We start from the raw sequence: 19735 nt of genomic DNA, 5'->3' as shown, positions 1-19735 counted from the left end.
GACCGACAACGGGCCCGGCTACCGCAGCCGCCTCTTCAACGAGTCCCTGGAGGCCCGCGGCGCCGGGCACAAGCACACGAGGCCGTTCAGCCCCTGGCAGAACGGCAGGGTCGAGCGCATGGACGGGACGCTCGCGCAGGAGTGGCGGTACGCGCGGGCGTGGGAGTGCGATGCCTCCAGGGCGGAGGCCCTGGAGGCCCACATGGACCACTACGATTGGGACAGGCCGCACGGCGCCTGCGGGGCCTGCCGCCGGTGTCGCGCATAGTTGGCGTAAACAATGTCATGGCACACAGTAGCCTGGGCATACGCAGCTTGGAGAGCAGGGGCGCACGAGACTGGGGACGACGAATGGGCAGGTAGGACGCTACCCACCCCCGTTTTCATGCGGTTGGAACGTTCTTACGAAGTGGTATACCTATCTGTAAGTAAGGAGTTCCGACATGGTGAGAGTTCACGGGAACGCGCTGAAGCAAGGGCTGACCAAGGAGGAGGTGGCGTACGCATGGGAGAACCCAATCAGGTGCCGGCAGAGGAACGGCACGGACGACCCTCCGCTCTGGATTTCGGTCGGTTCGCTGCCTGACGGCAGGTTCGCGGAGCTGATTGGGTTCATGGACATGGACGGGGCGTGGTGCGTGTTCCACGCGTTCGTGCCGCCGACGAAGAAGTTCAAGCGCGAGCTGGGATGGAGGTAGAGATGAACGGTATCGTTGCCGAGAACGGCATGCTGGTGACAGACGAGATGATTGCGGGCTGGGAAACCGCACTGGAGCGCGATGAGTGGCCTTCTGGATGGGAGAATGTGGGTGAGGTCTACGAGGGTCGCCTGCCCAGCTCAATGGCCGATTCGGTGACGCTGTCGGTGAAGATTCCAACCCCCATGAAGCGGGTCATCGACAGCGAGGCCAGGAACGAGGGGAAGACCACGAGCGCGTACGTGCGCGGGGTGCTGGCCGATTCGCTCATGGCTATTGCATAGCTTGACAGCTTGGCTCAAAAAGCATGGAGTGGGGGATTCGCAACGGGAATCCGATTGCGTAGATGACGCGGCGGTCGAGCAGAAAACCAGACTGGGAAGAGGGGTTAAGAGTCGCACGGCCCTTAACCCCTTTCCTTGCCCGAAACGCTGGAAAAATGCACTCCGAAGGGGCTCCGGACTCCAAACCGGACACTAGTGGAGTGTCCAACATTTCGTCCGTGCCCCCGCGCCGAGTAGCCGAGGCACTGCCGGCAGAAGAACCGAGGTAGACGACCTGCTGTTTTCCGGGCTACTCGACGGGTGCGTCCAGAACTTCATTATTCGTGTTCAGTTTCCCTGTGGACCTCCGAGAAGGCCCCCGGGGGGGCCGGAGGGTCCGAAAGCGCGCGAAAGGCGCACGCCAGGGCCCTTGGGCCCCGCCGTGCGCCTAAAATAACGCCGTCGCAGCTGCGGCCTAGAGGTGGTACGCCTCAACCGCGTTATTGTAGAAAACGTCCCTGAGCTCGTCCTGGGTGAAGACGTCGGACTCGGTGATGTAGGTGTAAAGGTCCGCGTATTTGAACTTGGTCATGACGCAGGGCGCGTCAGTGCCCCAGACGATCTTCTTGGTGCCGAGCACGCGCTTGGCCAGCGCGATGTAGTCGAGCGCCGTCGGGTAGGGGTAGGCCTCGGGGGCCACGTTCCACGGTAGGGCTGAGAGGTCGACCCAGACGTTGTCGTGGGCCAGATATGGCAACGCGCACTCCAAGTTGTGGCGGTCGGAGAGCGAAGGCGCCAGCAAGTGGCAGACGACGATGTTGAGGTCGGGGAAGCGCTCGGCGAGACGGGCAACCGCCTCGGGCTGGCAGCTCGACATGGAAGGGCTGCCGATGTCGAGCACGAGGGTGGCGTCCTCGACCTGCGCGATCTTCTCGTAAAGCGGCATCATGACCGGACCGTCGAGGGAGAAGTCCGCATGGTAACCGGACAGCCCGCCGCCCACGGAGACCTCGAACTTGAAGACCTTGGCGCCGAGCTCGCCGATGAAGCGGTCGAGAATCTGCTGCGCGCAGCGGCAGAACGGGTCGAGCATGACGGCGGCCTTGAAGCGGTCGGGGTACTTGGCCGCGACCTCCATGGCATACTCGTTCTGCAGGCCGTAGAGGACACCCTGGAGAAGGATGGCCTGCTCGATGCCGTTCTCGTCCATGACGCGGAGCAGGGTCTCGCCGAGGAACTCCTTGTCGCCGTAGCCCTCGGGGATAATGCGGAACTCCTCGCCCGTCGCCCAGCGGCAGTTGCCGTTGCCGAGCGGGCGCAACTCACCAGCCTTTCCCATAGAGCCGATGTGGTCGAAGATGTGCGCGTGCCCGTCGACCATTTTCATGGTGCTCTCCAATCGCAGTACCTACTTGTGTATGTGCCACCGCGCGAGGGCGCGGCTCGTGCCAGGTCGTGCGCCTAGGCCTCCTGCTCTGCGTGCTCCATCTCTTCCTCAGTGACGTCGTTAAAGGGAACGAACAAGGCAAAGAGGAAGGCAAGGCCGAACGAGGCGCCCAGCGATACTACAAAGGGGACAAACGCGTGGTTCATGAACACCGGCAGCGTGGTGAGGGCCGGAAGGGCGAAGGAGGTGCCGGCGCACCCAAAGAACCCCGCGATTGCGCTGCCGATGCCGCCCGCCACGCAGGCGCACACCATGGGGGCCTTGAGACGCAGGTTCACGCCGTACATGGCGGGCTCGGTGATTCCCAGGAGCGTGGTCAGCGACGCCGAGACCGCCTGGGAGCGGAACTTCTTGTTCTTGGTGCGCAACGCGATGGCAAGGGCCGCCCCGCCCTGTGCAAAGATCGCACCGCCGAACAAGGCCATGATGGTGTCGGCACCCGTCACCGCGATGTTGTTGAGGGCGATGGTGAACAGTGCCCAGTGCAGGCCCAGGATGACCAGGAACGGCTGGAAGGCGCCAACGAGGACGCCCGCAACAAGCGGGGACAGCCCGTAGACCCACTCGTAACCAGCGGCGAGCCACCCGCCCACGACATTGCTCAGCGGACCAAAGACGGCAAGCGTGAGCGGGACGACCACGATGACGCAGAAAGGTGGCGTGAACAACCCGCGAAACGTCTCGGGAATGAGCTTGTAGCAGGCCTTCTGAACCCAGCTCGTGGCATATATGGCCAAAAGGATCGGGATGACCGAGGAAGAATAGGTGACCTTGGAGAGCTCGAAGCCAAAGAACAGAACGGGCTCGTCGCCGGCCATGACCGCGGCAATCGACGGGTAGAGCAGGATGCAGCCAATCAGCATGCCCGTGACCATGTCGACCCCAAAGCGCTTGGAGGCGGTATAGGCGAGGAATACCGGAATGAAGTAGAACAGGGCGTCGGCCATGGCGTTCAGGATCGCATAGGTGCTCGAGTCGGTGGTAACCACCCCGGCAACCTTCAGGAGCTCGAGGATGCCCTTGAGGATTCCCGTGGAGACGAGCAGGTTGATGATGGGCAAAAAGAACGAGGACAGCAAATCGATGACCGCGTTGACGGCCCTTTGGAACACGTTCTGCTGCGCCTTAGCTCCGGCGACGTTAGACATGGCACTCCCCTTCTGCTACGTCGGCAAATTCCTTGGCGAGCGCGGCCTCGCGCTCGCCAACCCTTACGGCCGGCAGGCGCACGACGTCTGTCATGCCCCTCCCCCGCAGGCCATGAACGTGCTTCATTGCGGGCATGAACGACGTGGTCGCGGAGTATATGCCCATGAGCTCGCAGACCTTCTTGTAGATGCGCGCGACCTTCGCAAAGTACTACACGCGCCCGAGCTGTGCACCCATGCGGCACACAGCTCGGGCGACATGTTTGAGATGGCGACGATAACGCCGGTACCCCAGCCATCACGACGGGGACGGGGTTGTTGTCGAACCCGATGAAGACCTTGAAGCCGGGGCGCACCCCAGACATGGAGGCGACGCTACTACGCCAGCAACTCCGCTATGGCAGCCTCGTCGGCTTCGGTGGCCTGGATGGCCGGTTCGAAGACCTTCGTGGAGATGGGCAGGCCATTGACCTTCACGGCAGCCTTGATGGCCGAGACGAACAGGTCGCACACGTCATAGACGGCCATGAGCTTGGAGATGCGCTCGGCGCACGACACGGCGGTGGCAAAGTCGCCGGCCTGGTAGGCGGCGTGCATCTTGGCAAACAGCTCGGGCTCCACGTTCGTGAGGCCGCACACAACGCCGTTGCCACCGCTCACGCGGTTGACCAGGTAGTACTCGTCAAAGCCGGAGAACACGGAGAACTCGGGGTTCACGGCACGCGCGGCGTGAATGACCTTGCGCGTGTGGCTGATCGTGTCCACGGTGTCCTTAATGCCACAGATGTTGGGGTACTTGGAGGCGAGGGAGGCAACGAGCTCGGGCGTGAGGTCGGTGCCGGTACGCGCCGGGAAGTTGTAGAGAATGACCGGGAGCTTCGTGGCCTCGGCGATGCCGCCGAAGTACTTCTCGGCCGTGGGAGCGCTCGGGCCAAAATAGTACGGGGACACGGCGAGCACCGCGTCCACACCTGCCTTCTCGGCATAGCGCGTGAGCTCCAGGACGTTGGCGTAGTTCGTGTCGCCCACGCCGATGAAGACCTTCATGCGGCCGCCCACGCGCTTCGCGACAAAGTCGCACACTGCCTTCTTGTCCTCGAGCGAGACGCTGTAGAACTCGCCGATGCTGCCAAAGATCAGAACACCGTCGAGACCGGCGTCGGCAAGGTGATCAAGGTGCTTGCCCCACGAATCGAAATCGATGTTGCCCTCATCATCGGTAATGGTGATGGACGGACAGAATATACCCTCGAACATCATGCAACCCTTTTTTCTGGTTTTCTGGGGGCGAAGGCTATCTCTGCTGCCCCAGTACTACATTCCAAAATAGACCCGGGGACGAGCGTACGAAACGCCGGCCCCACGAACAACTACCAGCTCTAACCAGGCCCTTAGTCTATCTTCTCGCTCTCGTAGACGACGCCCTTCTGCAGGATGACGTTAGCATACTGGGCGCGCTCGCTCGTGGCGATCACGACGTAGGCCTTCTTGGCCTCGTCGTAGAACGGGAAGCGGTCAATGGTGCCGATGACGCCCGCGCCACGCTCGTCGACCTTGGCGACGAGGTCCTTGTAGGTGTCCCAAATCGGGGTTTCGCAGTCGTCACCGGGGACGACGTCCATGAGCGTGACCGGCTTCTCGACGTACTGGTCGAGCGGGACGAGCTTGAGGATGGCCTCGAGAATCTCAGGAACGCCATGGCCGTCACAGCGAACGAGCTTGGAGTCCTTAGCAATGGAGGCTGCCGGGAAGTTGCCGTCAGCGATCACGAGCGTGTCACCATGTCCCATCTCGCACAGAATCGAGAGAAGCTCTGGAGGCAGGACCGGAGAAATACCCTTCAGCATGATGTGCTCCCTTTCTAAAACGGATGGTGAAAATGGCCCGGGCGCCGAGGGGCGTCCGGGCCAGGCGGTCGCCTAGAACCTGAGACCGTACGCGCGCACGGCGTTGTTCATGAAGAAGTCCTCGTCGTCGCCAAAGGCGTCACGCAGCGTCTGGAAGTGCTCGTCGAAGGAGCTGTAGAGCTTCACGACGGGCCAGTTGGAGGCGTACAGCAGCTTCTTGGGATCGAACGTGTCGCGCGTGAACTTGAGCAGCTCGGAGACGAACTGCTTGTCGGCCGTGGCGAAGCCAGAGACCTTCACGTAGAGGTTCGGCAGGGTCGCGAACTTCTTCATGACCGCGCACCACTCCGGCGTGAGCGCCTCGACATTGCCGAGGTGGTTCAGGATGACAGTTTCCTCGGGTGCCTGGGCGAATGCCTCGTAGGCGTCCTCGAGCTCGTTCACGCGGTTGCAGGACTCAAACGGCAGGCCCTTGGCGGCCAGCGTGTGAAGGCCCTCGACGAACGTGGGTTCGAGGCAGCGACCCTTGGGCTCGGAGTCGATGTGGAGCGGCTCGCGGATGCCGGCGGCAAACGCCGGGATGCGCATCCAGGGCGAGACGTCGCTTCGAAGCATGCACGCGAGCATCTTGGGATGGGCGGCCTTGAGGTCGTAGGCAATCTTGTCCTCGGCCTCGTGGTCGGCGCAGTCCACCTCGACGTACACGCCACCGACGAACTCCACGCCGGCCTGACGGGCATACTCGGCCACGAGGTCGGGCACCGTGTAGGTGTTCGTGATGGTGCCGTCGGTGCCGTCAAGCCACGGGAGCTCCTGCGTATCGAGGTTCCACACGTGGAAGTGGGAATCAACAACCTTGAGATCAGACATGATGCTTACTCCCTCTCAAAACCGATCTTGGAGCCCGCGAAGCCGTACCAGGCGCAGTAGGCAAGGCAGGGAACGGTGACGAGCATGGCGATCGGCAGGCCGCAGGCGTCGCCGATGGCGCTGACGATGACCGGGATGATGGCGCCGCCCACGATGGACATCGTGATGATGGACGAACCCGTCTTGGTCTCGTTGCCGCTCATGCCACGCAGCGACAGCGAGAAGATCGTCGGATAGCCGATGGACATGAACAGGTATGCGATGACGAAGGCGGCGACAGACACGACGCCGAGGTTCAGGAAGACCAGGAAGAAGCAGATGGCAGCACCCGACATATAGATGCCGAGCAGCTTGCCCGGGTCCTTCTTGGCCAAAAGCGGCGTGGAGCCAAAGCGGCCGATGGTGAACAGCAGCGACAGGGCGCTCACGAGACCCGTAGCCAGGCTCATCTCAAGACCGGCAACCTTGGTTGCATAGGTCGCGAACAGGGAGAAGCCAACCGTCTGAATGCCCACGTAGAAGAACTCGGCGAGCACGCCAAGCTTGAAGTAGGGCTTCTTGAGGGCACCACCCTTTGCGGCCTTCTCGGAACCCGCCTCCTCGATGTCGCTCGGCGGCGTGGGCAGCTTCACGAACACGAACACGGCAGTCATGATGGCAAGCGCGATGGCGATGACGATGTAGATGCCACGGGTGCTGCCAAGGAAGGCGGCCTTGGCCTCAGCGAAGCCCGGCTGGCCAACGGCGACCGTCGTGCTCAGAATCTGGGCCATGATGAGCGGTCCGACGATGGAGCCAACGCCGTTGAAGGACTGGGCGAGGTTCAGTCGCATGGACTCGTGCTTCTCGTCACCGAGCTTGGTGATGTAGGGGTTGCAGTTGGCCTCGAGCGTGGTGGCGCCAGCGGCGACGACGAACGTGGAGACGAGGAACAGGCCGAACGAGGCGGCGTTGGTGGCGGGCACCGTGATGATGGAGCCAATCACGAACAGGGCAAGGCCGGCGATGACGCCTCCCTTGTAGCCATACTTCTTGGCAATCGCGCCGGCCGGAATGGCCATGACGAAGTAAGCGCCGTAGTAGGCGACCTGCATGAGCGAGGTCTGGGTCGTCGTCAACTCGAGGTAGTTCGCGAGCGGGGCGTTCAGCGCGCTGACCAGGTTCATGGCCAGGCCCCAGACGAAGAACAGCGACGTCACGAGGACGATGGCAACGGTGGCCGCAGCTCCCTTGGTGCTTGTCTTCTTGGTGGAATCAGACATTCGAAGCTCCCCTTCTCAAACCGCCGTCTAGTCAAGCGCGCGGTCGAGGTTGACGTAACCGCCGTCGACGTTGCACCACTGGCCGGTGGTGTGGCTGGAGCGGTCGGAGAGCAGGAAGCACGCAGTGTCCGCGATCTCCTCGGTGGAGGTCATGCGGTGCTCCAGCGGGATGCGGTCCGTGATGAGGGAGAGGCGCTTCTGCTGGGCCTCCTCGTCACCGAAGGTCTTGATCCAGTTGGCGTACAGCGGCGTCCAGGCCTCGGCGACGACGATGGCATTGACGCGCACGGAGTCGTGGACGAGGGCGGCGGCCCACTCGCGGGTGAGGCCGAGGATAGCGCCCTTGGCGGCGGCGTAAGCCGTCGTCTTGCCCTGGCCGGTGAGGGCGACCTTGGAGGCGATGTTCACAATCGCGCCCTTGCTCTCCTTGAGGTAGGGGCAGGTGACGTGAACGAGCTCGAAGTAGTGCGTGAGGTTGCCGTGAATGGACTTCTCGAAGTCCTGCCAGCTCGTGGTCTCGAGGTCGAGGTTGTCGTTGCGACCGGCGTTGTTCACGACACCGTCGATGTGGCCGTACTTCTTGTAGACGTCCTCGACGATGGGCTTGATTTCGTCGGTGTTGTTGAGGTCGATGTAGTAGGTCTCGAACGTGTCGGTGATCTCGGAGATCTCGGCACGGAACTCGTCCTCGACACCGTCCTTGCGGTTCAGGACCACGGGAATGGCGCCCTCACGAGCGAGCTGAAGGGCGATGCCCTTGCCGATGCCCTTGAAGCCGCCGGTGACGAAAACGACCTTGCCCTCGAGATGCAGATCCATGATGTACTCCCTTTCCTGTTCCGGGTGTCTCGCCCCCGGGTTTGCCGATAGCGCGATCGGAAGTCGCGCCGTATCCATCACGCGGATGGCTCCGCGGTGATTCCTTGCGCCTGACGCCGGATGCCAGGCCTCACAGCCCTCGCCCGAGACCCGTCCCATGAGGGGCGACGTGAATCCCAGGACCTTGGAGAGCGTCCGCTACATGTAGTTGCAGAGGTGTGGAAGAGCCGTCTCGGTGTAGCCGAGCGCCTCGGCACATGTGGGCTCGCCGTTGCAGACTCGGATGATATGGTCGATGAGCCTGTCGCGCAGCTGCTCCATCGTCTCGGGGCCATAGATCGTCGCCTGAACATCGACATCGATGTTGTCGGCCATGGTCTGGGCCGTGCGACCGTTGGCCGTGATGCGCAGCACCGGCGCGATGGCGTTGCCCGTGGGCGTGCCCAGACCGGTGGAGAAGATTACGAGCTGGCAGCCACCGGCGATGATGCCGCCCACGCTGGAGGGATCGTTGCCCGGCGTGTCCATGACAACGAGGCCCTCGTGGCTCTTGAGCTTCGCCGCATAGGGATAGACGGCGTTGATGGGGCTGTGACCCGCCTTGTGGATGCAGCCGAGGGACTTCTCCTCGAGGGTCGTGAGCCCGCCCGCCATGTTGCCGGGGCTGGGGTTACCCTCGCGCATCTCGGCGCCAAAGGACTGCACGTACTTCTCGTAGTCGCGCACGATCTTGAGGACCTGCTCGCCCACCTCGGGCGTGGCGGCGCGACGAGCCAGGATGTGCTCGCCGCCGAAGAGCTCCGGGGTCTCGCACAGCACCGTCGTGGCACCCTGGGCGACCAGCCAGTCGGAGACCTCACCGATCAGCGGGTTGGACCCCAGGCCGCTGGAGGTGTCGGAGCCGCCGCAGTTGGTGCCGAAGATGAGCTCGGAGACCGGCACGTCCTCGCGTTCGCACAGGCTTGCCTCGCGGACGAGCTCGCGGGCGATGCGCGTACCCTCGTCAACGGCCTTGATGGAGCCGCCGACCTCCTGGATGATCAGCGAGCGAATGGACTTGTTGGTACGCTTGCGAATGGCATCGACGACCAGGTCGTTCTGGCAGCCCTCGCAGCCAAGAGACACGGCCAGTACCGCGTTGACGTTGGGGTTGGCGGCAAGGCCGGCGAGCGTGTCGATCGTGAGCTGTTGGTCGACGTTGACCTGGCTGCAGCCATTCTGGTTGTGGAACGTCACGCAGCCGGTGACGGCGCGGGCGATGCGCTCCGTGGTGTCGGAGGCGCAGATGCTCGTGGGAAGGACGAGCACGTGGTTGCGGATGCCCACCTGGCCGTCCGCACGACGGTAGCCGCGGAAGGTGCGGGTGGACGTAGGCGCGGCCGCGGGAGAAATGACATCGGAGGCGGCGGAGGCCACATCGTTGGCGTCCGTGTCCTTGAGCTCATCGGAGCTGGCACAGTTGTGCGTGTGCACATGCTCGCCCGCCGCGATATCGGCGGTGGCGACGCCGATGTACTCACCGTACTTCATGACCTTCTCGCCACGCTTGATATCCGTGCGAGCAATCTTGTGGAACAGTGGAATGTGCTCGCGAGTCACGACATGGCCCTCGCCTCCGCCAGGCAGCGGATAGGCGACGTCAGTACCAGCCTCAAGCTCGTGAATGGCAACGACGACGTTGTCCTTTTCGTCGATGATGACGCCATTCCTCATGTGCCTCTCCTCTCGCGCCTGTGCACGCGTGCGCATCCCCATGCGCAGCCTCACGTGCCCTCGCAGACCAACGCGCCGAAGCATCGTTCCCGGCGCGTGCCGTGGCGTTGTCGGAATCCCTTCCTTCGCCTCCCGGTGGTGCCGGGTGTTTGTGATTGCGAACGTTGGTCTGCCTTAGTAATCGATTGGAACTATACAGCCAGTGGGGCGCACGGGGCGCGCGCGGAGGCGAACGGCTGGTATTCGTCTGCGAACGGTATTCGTATTTGCGAACGCATGTAATCAAGGGGATACTAGGCGTCACAGGAGGGGGCGCGCGATATCATCAGCCCCCCGGGGGAGAAGGAGACCGGCCGTGGCGACGAAGGAACGCGCGGAACAGCAGGACCAGAGGACGACGCACCGCTCGACTCAGCGTGTGCTCGACATCCTCTCGACGCTCTCGGAGGCCGACGACGGCCTGTCAATGGCCGACATCTGTCGCGCGCTCGGCGCGCCGAAGAGCAGCCTCTTCCCCATCCTGCACACGATGGCCGCCTCTGACTTCATCACCTGCGACGAGGCGACGGCGCGCTACTCGCTGGGCCTGCGCTCCTACATCCTCGGCTCGTCGTACGAGCGCAAGGGCGGCGTGCTCGGCGTCTTCAAGGCGGCGATGCGCGAAGCCGTCAGCGCCTGCCAGGAGACGAGCCAGCTCGGGGTGCTCGACCACGGCCGGGTGCTCTACGTCGCCAAGGTCGACTCGGCGCAGCCCGTGCAGCTCAGGAGCAGCATCGGCAAGACGCTCGGGCTCACGTACACGGCGATCGGCAAGGCGCTCGTGAGCGAGCTGCCCGAAAACGAGGTGTGCGCGCTCGTGGGCGAGCCGCTCGAGCGGCCGACGGACCACGCGCTCGCGACGATGGACGAGTTCCTGGCCGAGCTCGCCGAGGTGCGCCGGACGGGGTTCGCCTACGACCGCGAGGAGACGACTGAGGGCGTGCAGTGCATCGCCGTTCCCGTGCGCCAGCACGGCCACATCGCCTACGGCATCAGCGTGACGACGCCCTCCTACCGGCTCACCGACGAGAAGGCCGAGCTCATCCGCCGCGAGCTCACCTTCACCCGCGAGCGCGTCGAGCGCCTGATCTCGTAGCGACGCGGATCGGCGCCCCGCATGGAGCGAACGTGTGGAAGCGCCTACGCCACCGGGTTCTCGAGGACGCCGACGCCGTCAATCTCGCAGCGCACGACGTCTCCGGGCACGAGCCAGCGCGGCGGGTTGAAGCCCATGCCCACGCCGGAGGGCGTACCCGTGGCGATGATGTCGCCCGCGTCGAGCGTCATGACGCTCGACATCTCGACGATGACCTGGGCCACCCCATGGATGAGGTTCGCCGTATTGGAGCTCTGGCGCGCCTCGCCGTTCACGAAGCTGTGCACGCCCAGCTGAAGCGGCATGGGCAGCTCGTCGGCCGTGACGATAACGGGGCCCATGGCCGTGTAGGTGTCGACCGACTTGCCAAGGAACCACTGCTGGTGGCTCTTCTGCAGGCCGCGCGACGACACGTCGTTGAAGACCGAGTAGCCGAAGATGTGGCTTTCGGCGTCCTCGGCGGAGATGTTGCGGCCGCCACGGCCGAGGATGACGGCAAGCTCGACCTCGTAGTCGAGGCACGGATCGACGTCGAAGCAGCCCTCGATGGCCTCGCCGGGGCCGAGGACGCGCACGGCTCGCTTGGCAAAGTAGACGGCCTTCGCGGGCTCGGAGAAGCCGCCGCCGATGACGCTGCGCTTGGTCTCCTCGAGGTGGTCTGCATAGTTGACGCCCAGGCACAGGATGTCGTGGCGGGGGCGCTCGATGGGAGCGAGCAGGCGCACCGACGCAAGCGACAGCGCGCGAGCAGCTGCGTCATCGGGGAGCGCGGGGGCGTCATCGCGGCAGGCGAGCTCGTCAATGAGGGCAAGCAGGTCGAACGCGGGCAGGCTGGCGTCAAGCTCCGAGACGGGCAGCACGGCATCGGTCCCCACGAGCACGCCAAGCTGCGGCGCGGCTTCGTCCTGGGCAAATCGCACGTAGCGCACGGGCTTCTCCTCCTGGTCTAGGTTGCGGGCACGACCCGCCTGGCGACATGGTACGCGCCTGCGGAGACCCGCGCCGGCGCGGCATGCCGCACCTGGGTCCTAGCGGTGCCAGGCGGCGACCTCCCCGGCAAGCGTGATGGAGCCCACGGCGACGTAGGGCTCGTGCGAGAGGGCGTCGCAGGCCGAGGCGACGTCGGGATAGACAGCGGCGGGCTCCACGCCATGGGCGCGGAAGGCCCGCGCGAGCTCGTCCGGTGCGAGCGCGCGAGGCGAGCTCGTGGCCGTCACGCAGACGCGCGGGAAGGCCGGGGCCAGAAGGGCCACGATGCCGTCGACGTCCTTATCGGCGAGCACGGCGCACAGAAGCTGCGGGCGGTCGGCGACCTCAGGCTCCATCTCCTCGAGCGAGTCGAGGAACGCACGGACCGACTGCGGGTTGTGAGCGGCGTCGATGAGGTGCATGGGCGAGCCCTCCACCACGTTGAAGCGCCCGGGCGTGGGGCACTCGCTCACGTGGTCGGAGAGGTGGTACTGGTCGAGCTCGCGGTCGAGGTAGGTCTCGGCCACCACGACGGCGCAGGCGATGTTGGCCGCCTGGTAGACGGGCTTGGCCGCACAGAGGTCCAGGTAGGTGGTGCGCGGCGTGGTGACGTCGAGCACGAGGCCGCCGCCGATGCGCTCGGGCCGGCGCGTCACGCGATAGCTCGCGCGCGGCAGCTCGGGGTGCTCGCGCATCTCGCCCGCCTCGAGCTCGCCGGGGGCGTCCTCGGGGCTCTCGGGACGAAGCAGCACCGGGCGCACGCCCTGGTCTGCGCAGCGCGCGAGGAAGACGTCCTCCACGCTTGCCGGGGTCGCCGTGCCCGCACCCAGCACGCAGCGCTGGCCGCGCTTGATGACGGCCGCCTTCTCGCCCGCGATGGCCTCGAGCGTGTCGCCAAGGATGCGCATGTGGTCGAGGCCGATGCCCGTGACGCAGGTCACGACCGGGTGCGTCGCCGTGGTGGCGTCCCAGCGCCCGCCCAGGCCCACCTCGAGCACGGCCACGTCCACGCCGGCCTCGGCAAAGGTGACGCAGGCGGCCACCGTGAGCAGGTCGAACTCCGTGACGCGGAAGGGTCGCTCCCCAGCCGCCGCGCGCCGACCGTTCACGCGCCGGCCCGCCTCGGCCGCGAGCGAGATGCCGCGCGCGAAGGCCTCGCGCGAGACGGGGGCGCCGGCGACCTCCATGCGCTCGCGCATCTCCACGAGCTCGGGCGAGGTGTAGAGCGCCGTCCGCAGACCCTCGCCCGCGAGCACCGCCACCGTGTACCGCGAGGTGGACGTCTTGCCGTTGGTGCCGGCGACCTGGATGACGTCGAAGGCGGCGTCGGGCCGGCCCAGCTCGTCGAGCATCTCGACGACCGTCTCGAGCAGGGGGTCGCCGGTGTTGCCGAAGAAGCCGGTGTCGTGAGCCATCGCCTCGGCCTCGTCATAGCCAAGCCCGGGCGCCGAGAAGGGCGCCACCCAGGCCTCGTGGTTCTGGAGCGTCATGCAAACCTCCCGATAGTGGATACGCCGTCCTATCCTAGCCGCTCTCGCCCGCCCCTAACCCGCACAGACGACGTCGACCGGCATGTCGCGCGGACCCAGGGCGCCAAGGCCCGCAAGCGAGCCGACGAGCTGGCTGGCCCTACAGATGCCGAGCGACGTGCCGGCAAACCCGGCGAGGAAGCGGTCGTAGTAGCCGCCGCCATAGCCGAGCCGCATGCCCGCACGGTCAAAGAGCAGGCCCGGAACGAGCGCGACCGTATCCTCCCCCAGCCGCCCGTCGTCAAGCGCGGGCGCGTCCGCCGGAGGCTCCTCGATGCCGAAGGCGCCCGGGACGAGTCCCTCGAGCGAGTCGAGCTCGACCCACGCCATGCGGCGCGCGGCCGCATCGCAGCGAGGCACCGCCACGCGCTTGCCCGCCGCCCACGCGTCCCGCACGAGGCCGCGCGTCTGCACCTCCGAGCCAAACGAGAGGTACGCGAGCACGAGACCCGCACGCCGCCACGCGAAAGTCTCCCGCACGCGCGTGGCGACCCGAGCGTCGGCGGCCGCGCGCTCACGGGCCGGCTCGGCGTCGCGAACGCGCCGCGCCCACCCGCGAAGCTCACGCTTGCGGGCGGGCGCGTCGAATCCCGTGAGGTTGGGCAGGCCAGGCGGGCCGCTAGGCAAGGTCCGCCAGCTGGGCACGCAGGCGCTCGATGGTGGCCGTGAGCTCGGCCACGCGCTCGCGCTTCGTCGCGACCACCTCGGGCGCGGCCTTCGCGAGGAAGCCCGGGCTGCCCAGCGTCTTCTCGGTGCCGGCCAGCTCCTTCTCGGCCTTGGCGAGGTCCTTCTCGAGCTTCTTGCCCTCGGCGGCGAAGTCCACGAGGTCGCCCATCACGACGAAGGCCTCGAAGTCCGGCTCGATGAAGCTCACCGACGCGGCGGGCTTCTCGGCGTCGGCGGCCACCGCAAGCGAGCTCACGCGGCCGACGCTCTTCACGAACTCGGCCTGGCCGCGCAGCTTCTCCACCGCATCTCCGCTCGCACGCACGACCACCTCGAGATCGGTCTTGGGCGAGAGCTTGTAGCGCGCGCGGCTCGAGCGCACGCCGGCGACGAGCCTGCGCGCGATGTCGAACGTGGACTCGGCCTCGTCGTTTACGAAGCCGGCAACGGCCTCGGGCTCGGGCCACGGGGCCATCATGAGGAAGCGCCCTGCGTGCTCGGTGTAGCCACCCGTGTCGTCGGCATCGAGCTCGCTCGCGGGCATGGCGTCCCACACGCTCTCGGTCACGAACGGCATCACCGGGTGCAGCATGCGCAGCGAGGCGTCGATGACGTAGACGAGGTTGCGCTGCACCTGCAGGCGCTCCTCGGGCGTGCCGTCGAGCAGGCGGCCCTTGCAGAGCTCGATGTACCAGTCGCAGACCTCGCCCCAGAAGAAGCTCTGGAGGTCGCGGGCGAAGTCGCCCAGCTCAAAGGCCTCGAGGCGATCCGTGGTGGCCCTCACCATCTTGGCGAGGCGGCTGAGCATCCAGGCATCCTCGGGCGTGTCGGCCTTGGCCGGGCCCGGCGTGTAGCCGCCCATGTTCATGAGCACGAAGCGGCTCGCGTTCCAGATCTTGGTGACGAAGCCCTTGGCCTGCTCGGTGCGGGGGCTGGCGATGAGCTCGTGCGTCTTCTTGTCGATGTCGGCGTCGAACTTGACGTCCTGGTTGTTGGTGATGAGCGTGAGCAGGTTGAAGCGCATGGCGTCCGCGCCGTACTTGGCGATGAGGTCCATCGGGTTCACGCCGTTGCCCTTGGACTTGGACATGCGGCTGCCATCCTTGGCGAGGATGGTGGCGTAGATCACCACGTCCTTGAACGGGATCTCGTGCGTGAAGTAGAGCGAGCTCATGATCATGCGCGCCACCCACAGGGCGATGATGTCGCGCGCGGTGACGAGCGCCGTCGTGGGGTGGTGGCCCCCCATCTGCTCGGGGTGGTCGGGCCAGCCCTGCGTGGCGAAGGTCCACAGCTGGCTCGAGAACCAGGTGTCGAGCACGTTCTCGTCCTGGTGGATGTGGTGGCCGTGGCACTTCGGGCACTCGTGCACGTCGTCCATGCACGCGTCCTCCCAGCCGCAGTCCTCGCAGTAGAACACGGGGATGCGGTGGCCCCACCACAGCTGGCGGCTGATGCACCAGTCCTTGAGGTTCTCCATCCAGGTGGTGTAGGTGTCGGTCCAGCGGGCCGGGTGGAACTTGATGTCTCCCGAGGTCACGGCCTCGAGCGCCGGGCCCTTGAGCTTGTCGACCGCCACGAACCACTGCTCGGAGAGCCAGGGCTCGAGCGCCGCGCCGCAGCGGTAGCAGTGCATGACGGAGTGGTCGAGCTCGTCCACGTGGTCGAGCAGGCCGTGCTCGTCGAACCACCTCACGACGGCCTCGCGGCACTCGTCGCGGTTCATGCCGCTGAACTCGCCGTAGCCCGGGACCACCACGGCGTGCTCGTCGAAGATGTTGATCTGCGGCAGGTCGTGGGCCTGGCCCATGGCGTAGTCGTTGGGGTCGTGCGCCGGCGTGACCTTCACGAAGCCGGAGCCGAAGTTGGCGTCCACGTGGTAGTCGGAGAAGATGGGGATCTCGCGGTTCACGATGGGCAGCATGACGGTCTTGCCCACGAAGGCGGCCTTGGAGGGGTCCTTCGGGGAGACGGCCACGCCCGTGTCGCCGAGCATCGTCTCGGGGCGCGTGGTGGCCACGACGATGTAGTCCTGGCCGTTCACCGGCTCGCTAAGCGGGTAGCGCAGGTGCCAGAGATGGCCCTTCTCGTCCTTGTACTCGGCCTCGTCGTCGGAGATGGCCGTGGTGCAGTCCGGGCACCAGTTCACGATGCGCTTGCCGCGGTAGATGAGGCCGTCGTGGTACCAGTCGCAGAAGACCTTGCGCACGGCCTTGGCGTAGGCAGGGTCCATGGTGAAGCGCTCGTCGGAGAAGTCCACCGAGCAGCCCATGCGGCGGATCTGCTTGATGATGGTTCCGCCGTACTCGCGGCGCCAGTCCCAGCACGCGTCGATGAACTTCTCGCGGCCGATCTCGAGGCGGCTGATGCCCTCGCTCTTGAGCTTCTTGTCCACCTTGGTCTGCGTGGCGATGCCGGCGTGGTCGGTGCCCACGATCCAGCGCGTGGAGCGGCCGCGCATGCGGTTGTAGCGGATGATGGAGTCCTGGATGGTGTCGTCCATGGCATGGCCCATGTGCAGCACGCCCGTGACGTTGGGCGGCGGGATGACGACGGTGCAGTCGCCCACGCCCTTTGAGCGCTGGTAGCAGCCGGCGCCAATCCAGCCATCGATGAGCCGGGGCTCGGCCTCGGCGGGGTCGTAGGTCTTGGGCATCTCGAACCCGGCCGTGCCGGCGGCGTTGCGCTGTGCGCCGGCCGTTTCGTTCTCGGTGGTATCGCTCACGAGTATCCGTCCTCTCGCTGGAACAAACTAGCTCATGAGCATAGCACGCGAGGGTGGAGGGCCGCTCGTTTCTCGCCAGGGGCGACGGAGTTTCTCGGGCATCCGGTCGGCCGTTGCCGACCGGGCCGGGGGCCCTCGGACCATCCCACGCAGCCCTCGGACCATCCCACAAGCCATCCCCTAGGACGCGCGCATGAAGACGAGGGTGCGACGGGGCCCGTCCTCGTGGCAGAGCTCGGGCGCGAGGCGATAGCCGATGTCGAACACCTCGAGCTCGGCTGCGTCGCTCGCGCCGCGCTCGGCCATCCAGCGCACCATGGAGCCGCGCGCGGCCTTGCTCGCCGTCGAGCGCTGCACGGGCCTGCCGTCTCGTAGCTCCTCGCCAAAGATGCAGGTGGTGATAGGTACGTCAGGCGAAAGCCGAGGGAGGGCCGCCTTGGCGTACTCGACGCTCGCAAGGTTGACGACGTGGACGGGCCCCGCGGCCACAGCCGCCGCGGCACCGCCGGCATCGCATGGTGCCTCCCCCGCGCACACCTCGCGCGCAATCGCGTCGCCCCAGAAGCCGTAGAGGTCGCGCGCGCCGCCCGGCCAGCACGAACCTGCGGGTAGCCGTGCGCCCATCTCAAGCCGATACGGCACCACGGCATCGAACGGGCGCAGGCACCCATGAAAGCCGCTCATAATCCGCAGATGGTCGGCCAGCCAGGCAAGCGACCGCTCGTCCATGACGGCCGGAGCCATCGCCTGGTACTGGATGCCGCTGTAGGCAAGCACCGCCGGCGAGAGGCTCGCGACAAGCGGGGGCCTGGCGAGGTCGTCCGCGCACGAGGGCACGCCGGTCTCGCGCAGGCGAGCAAGGTCGTCGAGGCACGGCCCCAGCAGCCGGTCGCTCACGCGCCAGAGCGCCTGGAGCTCGGCGGCCGTCATGCCGAGGAGACCGTCGAGCAGCTCGCGCGTGCGCCCCGCAAGCGCAGGCACCGTGAGCGGGAAGGACGACTCGACGCCGGCCAGCATCTTCTTGGCGGGCGACACGATGACGCGAAGCATGGGGCCTCCTCGGGACAGACGGTCGGCGGCGCGGCCATGCCCGCACGGCGTCGCCCGACGGCCGCGCGGCAATCGTCATGCGGCCTGGCACGGCGCCGCCCTCCCAGCCTAGCGCAGCGTCGAGAAGACGATGTACACCAGGTACGCCATTACGAACACGAGGCCCTGGCCTCGCGTGATGGTGTGGCGCCGCCCCACGTAGCAGAACCCGACGAGCACCACGGAGAACACCGCGAGCAGTCCCAGGTCGACGTTGTAGGCCGCGTCGTACGGGATCGGGGCGATCATGGCCGGCACGCCCATCACGAGCAGCACGTTGGAGATGTTTGACCCAACGACATTGCCCACCGCAATGTCGGTGTTGCCACGCATCGCCGCGACAACGCCGGTCACGAGCTCGGGCAGGCACGTGCCCAGCGCCACCACCGTGATGCCGATGACGCGCTCGCTCACGCCCAGCGACCCCGCCACCAGCACGGAGTTCTCGACCACGAAGTCGGCGCCAACCTTGAGCAGGGCGATGCCCACGATGATGAGCAGCGCGTTCACGAGCGGATGCGCCGTGAGCCGCGCCATGAGCCCGGCCTCGGCCTCCTCCTCCGGCGTACCCAGCGGATCGGCGTCGTCCTGGCCGCTCTCGCCCTCGCGAAGGCCCACCTGCGCCGTGCGCAGCAGGAAGAGCGCGAAGGCCACGAGCATCGCCACGCCCTCGAGCGCGTTCAGGCTCTGTCCTAGGTTGGAGAACGCGAGAAGCGCGAGCACGGCGGCGACGCTCACCGGGATTTCGAAGCGCTGCGTGCAGCGCGAGAGGCCCACCGGCCGGATGACGGCCGTGAGGCCCAGGATGAGCAGCAGGTTTGCCATGCAGCTGCCCACGACGTTGCCATAGGCCATGTCGGCGTGGCCCTCGAGCGCGGACGCGACGCCCACGACGAGCTCGGGGAGGCTCGTGCCGATGGCGACGATGGTGAGGCCCACCACACGCTCGGGCAGGCCGAAGCGGCGGGCGATGTCGGAGGCCCCGTCGACGAGCAGGTTGGCCCCGCCAATGAGGAGGGCGAACCCGACGATGATGATAGCGAGGTTTGCAAGCATGGGGCGGCTCCGAATCCTGGGGTGTGGGCGATGGTCGGGCGTGGGCAACAGACGCGCGCCCTCGCAGGGGCGTTACAGTAACGTACCAAGAAACCCGAGGTAATCAGTGCCGTCCGCCAAGCGACTCCACACCTAACCCACAACGAGTTCGATGCTTGCAAGACAAGACCGGGCGTGCCGGAACAAAACAATCGAGTTTGCTGCAGTTCATGGAGGAAACCGAAAGTAGACGTTGCATGCGCACCTCCGCTACCTGCAGGTTTGCGAGAGCCATTTGCCTGTCTACTCGGCGATCCTCGCGTCGACTGCAGCAAACTCGATAGTTTTGTTCGTGGCGGCGGACAGAGGCGCCTGTCCCGTCGGATTCCGCCCGCCGCGGCGCCTCTGTTGCAAGGGTTCGACGCGACAGTTTTACAGACACCACGGATTTACGTGTTTGCGGGCGGCAAATGCGTCAAACCGTGGCAGGTGCAGGACCAGCACCAACAGCTACCACGAG

At 66.0% G+C, this 19735-nt stretch carries 18 protein-coding genes; 4 read left to right on the top strand and 14 right to left on the bottom strand.

Annotation, left to right across the window (positions count from 1 at the left end):
• Positions 1-118 precede the first annotated feature (118 nt).
• From EFAMC1_RS11505 to EFAMC1_RS08265, 3 genes are all read left to right on the top strand, one after another.
• A complete protein-coding gene (locus EFAMC1_RS11505; RefSeq protein ID WP_410054787.1) occupies positions 119-268 on the top strand; it encodes a hypothetical protein in 150 nt (49 codons plus the stop codon).
• 175 nt (positions 269-443) lie between these two features.
• Positions 444-698 carry a hypothetical protein gene (locus EFAMC1_RS08270; RefSeq protein ID WP_154053812.1) on the top strand — a complete coding sequence of 85 codons (255 nt, stop codon included), beginning with the start codon at positions 444-446 and terminating at the stop codon, positions 696-698.
• Positions 699-700: 2 nt separating this feature from the next.
• On the top strand, positions 701-982 hold the full coding sequence (locus EFAMC1_RS08265) for a hypothetical protein (RefSeq protein WP_154053811.1): 282 nt from the start codon (positions 701-703) through the stop codon (positions 980-982).
• A 454-nt stretch (positions 983-1436) separates the two neighbouring features.
• On the opposite strand, the gene EFAMC1_RS08260 is transcribed toward EFAMC1_RS08265, so the two are convergent.
• From EFAMC1_RS08260 to EFAMC1_RS08225, 8 genes are all read right to left on the bottom strand, one after another.
• Positions 1437-2348 (bottom strand): amidohydrolase family protein, encoded by a 912-nt coding sequence (locus EFAMC1_RS08260; RefSeq protein WP_154053810.1) that lies wholly within the window; start codon positions 2346-2348, stop codon positions 1437-1439.
• Positions 2349-2422: 74 nt separating this feature from the next.
• Entirely contained in the window at positions 2423-3556 is a 1134-nt protein-coding gene (locus EFAMC1_RS08255) for a PTS transporter subunit EIIC (protein WP_154053809.1), read from the bottom strand.
• 378 nt (positions 3557-3934) lie between these two features.
• Positions 3935-4816, bottom strand: a complete 882-nt coding sequence (locus EFAMC1_RS08250) for a dihydrodipicolinate synthase family protein (protein WP_222838690.1) — start codon at positions 4814-4816, stop codon at positions 3935-3937.
• A 131-nt stretch (positions 4817-4947) separates the two neighbouring features.
• Complete coding sequence (locus EFAMC1_RS08245; protein ID WP_154053808.1) at positions 4948-5403, bottom strand: RbsD/FucU family protein; 456 nt, start codon at positions 5401-5403, stop codon at positions 4948-4950.
• Positions 5404-5475: 72 nt separating this feature from the next.
• On the bottom strand, positions 5476-6273 hold the full coding sequence (locus EFAMC1_RS08240) for an amidohydrolase family protein (protein ID WP_154053807.1): 798 nt from the start codon (positions 6271-6273) through the stop codon (positions 5476-5478).
• 5 nt (positions 6274-6278) lie between these two features.
• A complete protein-coding gene (locus EFAMC1_RS08235; RefSeq protein WP_154053806.1) occupies positions 6279-7535 on the bottom strand; it encodes a sugar MFS transporter in 1257 nt (418 codons plus the stop codon).
• 27 nt (positions 7536-7562) lie between these two features.
• Positions 7563-8354 carry an SDR family oxidoreductase gene (locus EFAMC1_RS08230; protein ID WP_154053805.1) on the bottom strand — a complete coding sequence of 264 codons (792 nt, stop codon included), beginning with the start codon at positions 8352-8354 and terminating at the stop codon, positions 7563-7565.
• A 198-nt stretch (positions 8355-8552) separates the two neighbouring features.
• Entirely contained in the window at positions 8553-10067 is a 1515-nt protein-coding gene (locus EFAMC1_RS08225; RefSeq protein ID WP_222838689.1) for a UxaA family hydrolase, read from the bottom strand.
• Between the two features lie 355 nt (positions 10068-10422).
• On the opposite strand from EFAMC1_RS08225, the gene EFAMC1_RS08220 reads away from it, so the two are divergent.
• Complete coding sequence (locus EFAMC1_RS08220) at positions 10423-11202, top strand: IclR family transcriptional regulator (RefSeq protein ID WP_154053803.1); 780 nt, start codon at positions 10423-10425, stop codon at positions 11200-11202.
• Between the two features lie 44 nt (positions 11203-11246).
• Here EFAMC1_RS08220 and EFAMC1_RS08215 read toward each other — a convergent pair whose 3' ends face one another.
• The 6 genes from EFAMC1_RS08215 to EFAMC1_RS08190 form a co-directional block, all read right to left on the bottom strand.
• Positions 11247-12131 carry a fumarylacetoacetate hydrolase family protein gene (locus EFAMC1_RS08215; protein ID WP_154053802.1) on the bottom strand — a complete coding sequence of 295 codons (885 nt, stop codon included), beginning with the start codon at positions 12129-12131 and terminating at the stop codon, positions 11247-11249.
• A gap of 99 nt (positions 12132-12230) precedes the next feature.
• Positions 12231-13661: a bifunctional folylpolyglutamate synthase/dihydrofolate synthase gene (locus EFAMC1_RS08210; protein WP_154053801.1), complete on the bottom strand. Its 1431-nt coding sequence runs from the start codon at positions 13659-13661 to the stop codon at positions 12231-12233.
• A gap of 54 nt (positions 13662-13715) precedes the next feature.
• A complete protein-coding gene (locus EFAMC1_RS08205; RefSeq protein WP_187324613.1) occupies positions 13716-14327 on the bottom strand; it encodes a 5-formyltetrahydrofolate cyclo-ligase in 612 nt (203 codons plus the stop codon).
• On the bottom strand, positions 14320-17022 hold the full coding sequence (locus EFAMC1_RS08200) for a valine--tRNA ligase (RefSeq protein ID WP_154053857.1): 2703 nt from the start codon (positions 17020-17022) through the stop codon (positions 14320-14322). The genes EFAMC1_RS08205 and EFAMC1_RS08200 overlap by 8 nt, the downstream gene beginning before the upstream one ends.
• Positions 17023-17271: 249 nt before the next feature.
• Positions 17272-18141, bottom strand: a complete 870-nt coding sequence (locus EFAMC1_RS08195; RefSeq protein ID WP_154053799.1) for a YaaA family protein — start codon at positions 18139-18141, stop codon at positions 17272-17274.
• Positions 18142-18249: 108 nt separating this feature from the next.
• Complete coding sequence (locus EFAMC1_RS08190; protein WP_154053798.1) at positions 18250-19236, bottom strand: calcium/sodium antiporter; 987 nt, start codon at positions 19234-19236, stop codon at positions 18250-18252.
• Between the last annotated feature and the right edge of the window lie 499 nt (positions 19237-19735).

The sequence above is a fragment of the Olsenella uli genome, from assembly GCF_901212675.1.
Classification (GTDB): Bacteria; Actinomycetota; Coriobacteriia; order Coriobacteriales; family Atopobiaceae; genus Parolsenella; species Parolsenella uli_B.
The sequence above is the reverse complement of the archived record's forward strand: the minus strand, read 5'-3'. Positions and strand labels throughout refer to the sequence as shown.

Excerpts from the sequence above, each read along its gene's own strand:
- EFAMC1_RS08195 (WP_154053799.1), bottom strand. The coding sequence starts at position 18,141 with ATGCTTCGCGTCATCGTGTCGCCCGCCAAGAAGATGCTGGCCGGCGTC.
- EFAMC1_RS08240 (WP_154053807.1), bottom strand. The coding sequence starts at position 6,273 with ATGTCTGATCTCAAGGTTGTTGATTCCCACTTCCACGTGTGGAACCTC.
- EFAMC1_RS08255 (WP_154053809.1), bottom strand. The coding sequence starts at position 3,556 with ATGTCTAACGTCGCCGGAGCTAAGGCGCAGCAGAACGTGTTCCAAAGG.
- EFAMC1_RS08265 (WP_154053811.1), top strand. The coding sequence starts at position 701 with ATGAACGGTATCGTTGCCGAGAACGGCATGCTGGTGACAGACGAGATG.
- EFAMC1_RS08245 (WP_154053808.1), bottom strand. The coding sequence starts at position 5,403 with ATGCTGAAGGGTATTTCTCCGGTCCTGCCTCCAGAGCTTCTCTCGATT.
- EFAMC1_RS08210 (WP_154053801.1), bottom strand. The coding sequence starts at position 13,661 with ATGACGCTCCAGAACCACGAGGCCTGGGTGGCGCCCTTCTCGGCGCCC.
- EFAMC1_RS11505 (WP_410054787.1), top strand. The coding sequence starts at position 119 with ATGGACGGGACGCTCGCGCAGGAGTGGCGGTACGCGCGGGCGTGGGAG.
- EFAMC1_RS08260 (WP_154053810.1), bottom strand. The coding sequence starts at position 2,348 with ATGAAAATGGTCGACGGGCACGCGCACATCTTCGACCACATCGGCTCT.
- EFAMC1_RS08270 (WP_154053812.1), top strand. The coding sequence starts at position 444 with ATGGTGAGAGTTCACGGGAACGCGCTGAAGCAAGGGCTGACCAAGGAG.
- EFAMC1_RS08200 (WP_154053857.1), bottom strand. The coding sequence starts at position 17,022 with ATGCCCAAGACCTACGACCCCGCCGAGGCCGAGCCCCGGCTCATCGAT.
- EFAMC1_RS08225 (WP_222838689.1), bottom strand. The coding sequence starts at position 10,067 with ATGAGGAATGGCGTCATCATCGACGAAAAGGACAACGTCGTCGTTGCC.
- EFAMC1_RS08190 (WP_154053798.1), bottom strand. The coding sequence starts at position 19,236 with ATGCTTGCAAACCTCGCTATCATCATCGTCGGGTTCGCCCTCCTCATT.
- EFAMC1_RS08250 (WP_222838690.1), bottom strand. The coding sequence starts at position 4,816 with ATGATGTTCGAGGGTATATTCTGTCCGTCCATCACCATTACCGATGAT.
- EFAMC1_RS08230 (WP_154053805.1), bottom strand. The coding sequence starts at position 8,354 with ATGGATCTGCATCTCGAGGGCAAGGTCGTTTTCGTCACCGGCGGCTTC.
- EFAMC1_RS08235 (WP_154053806.1), bottom strand. The coding sequence starts at position 7,535 with ATGTCTGATTCCACCAAGAAGACAAGCACCAAGGGAGCTGCGGCCACC.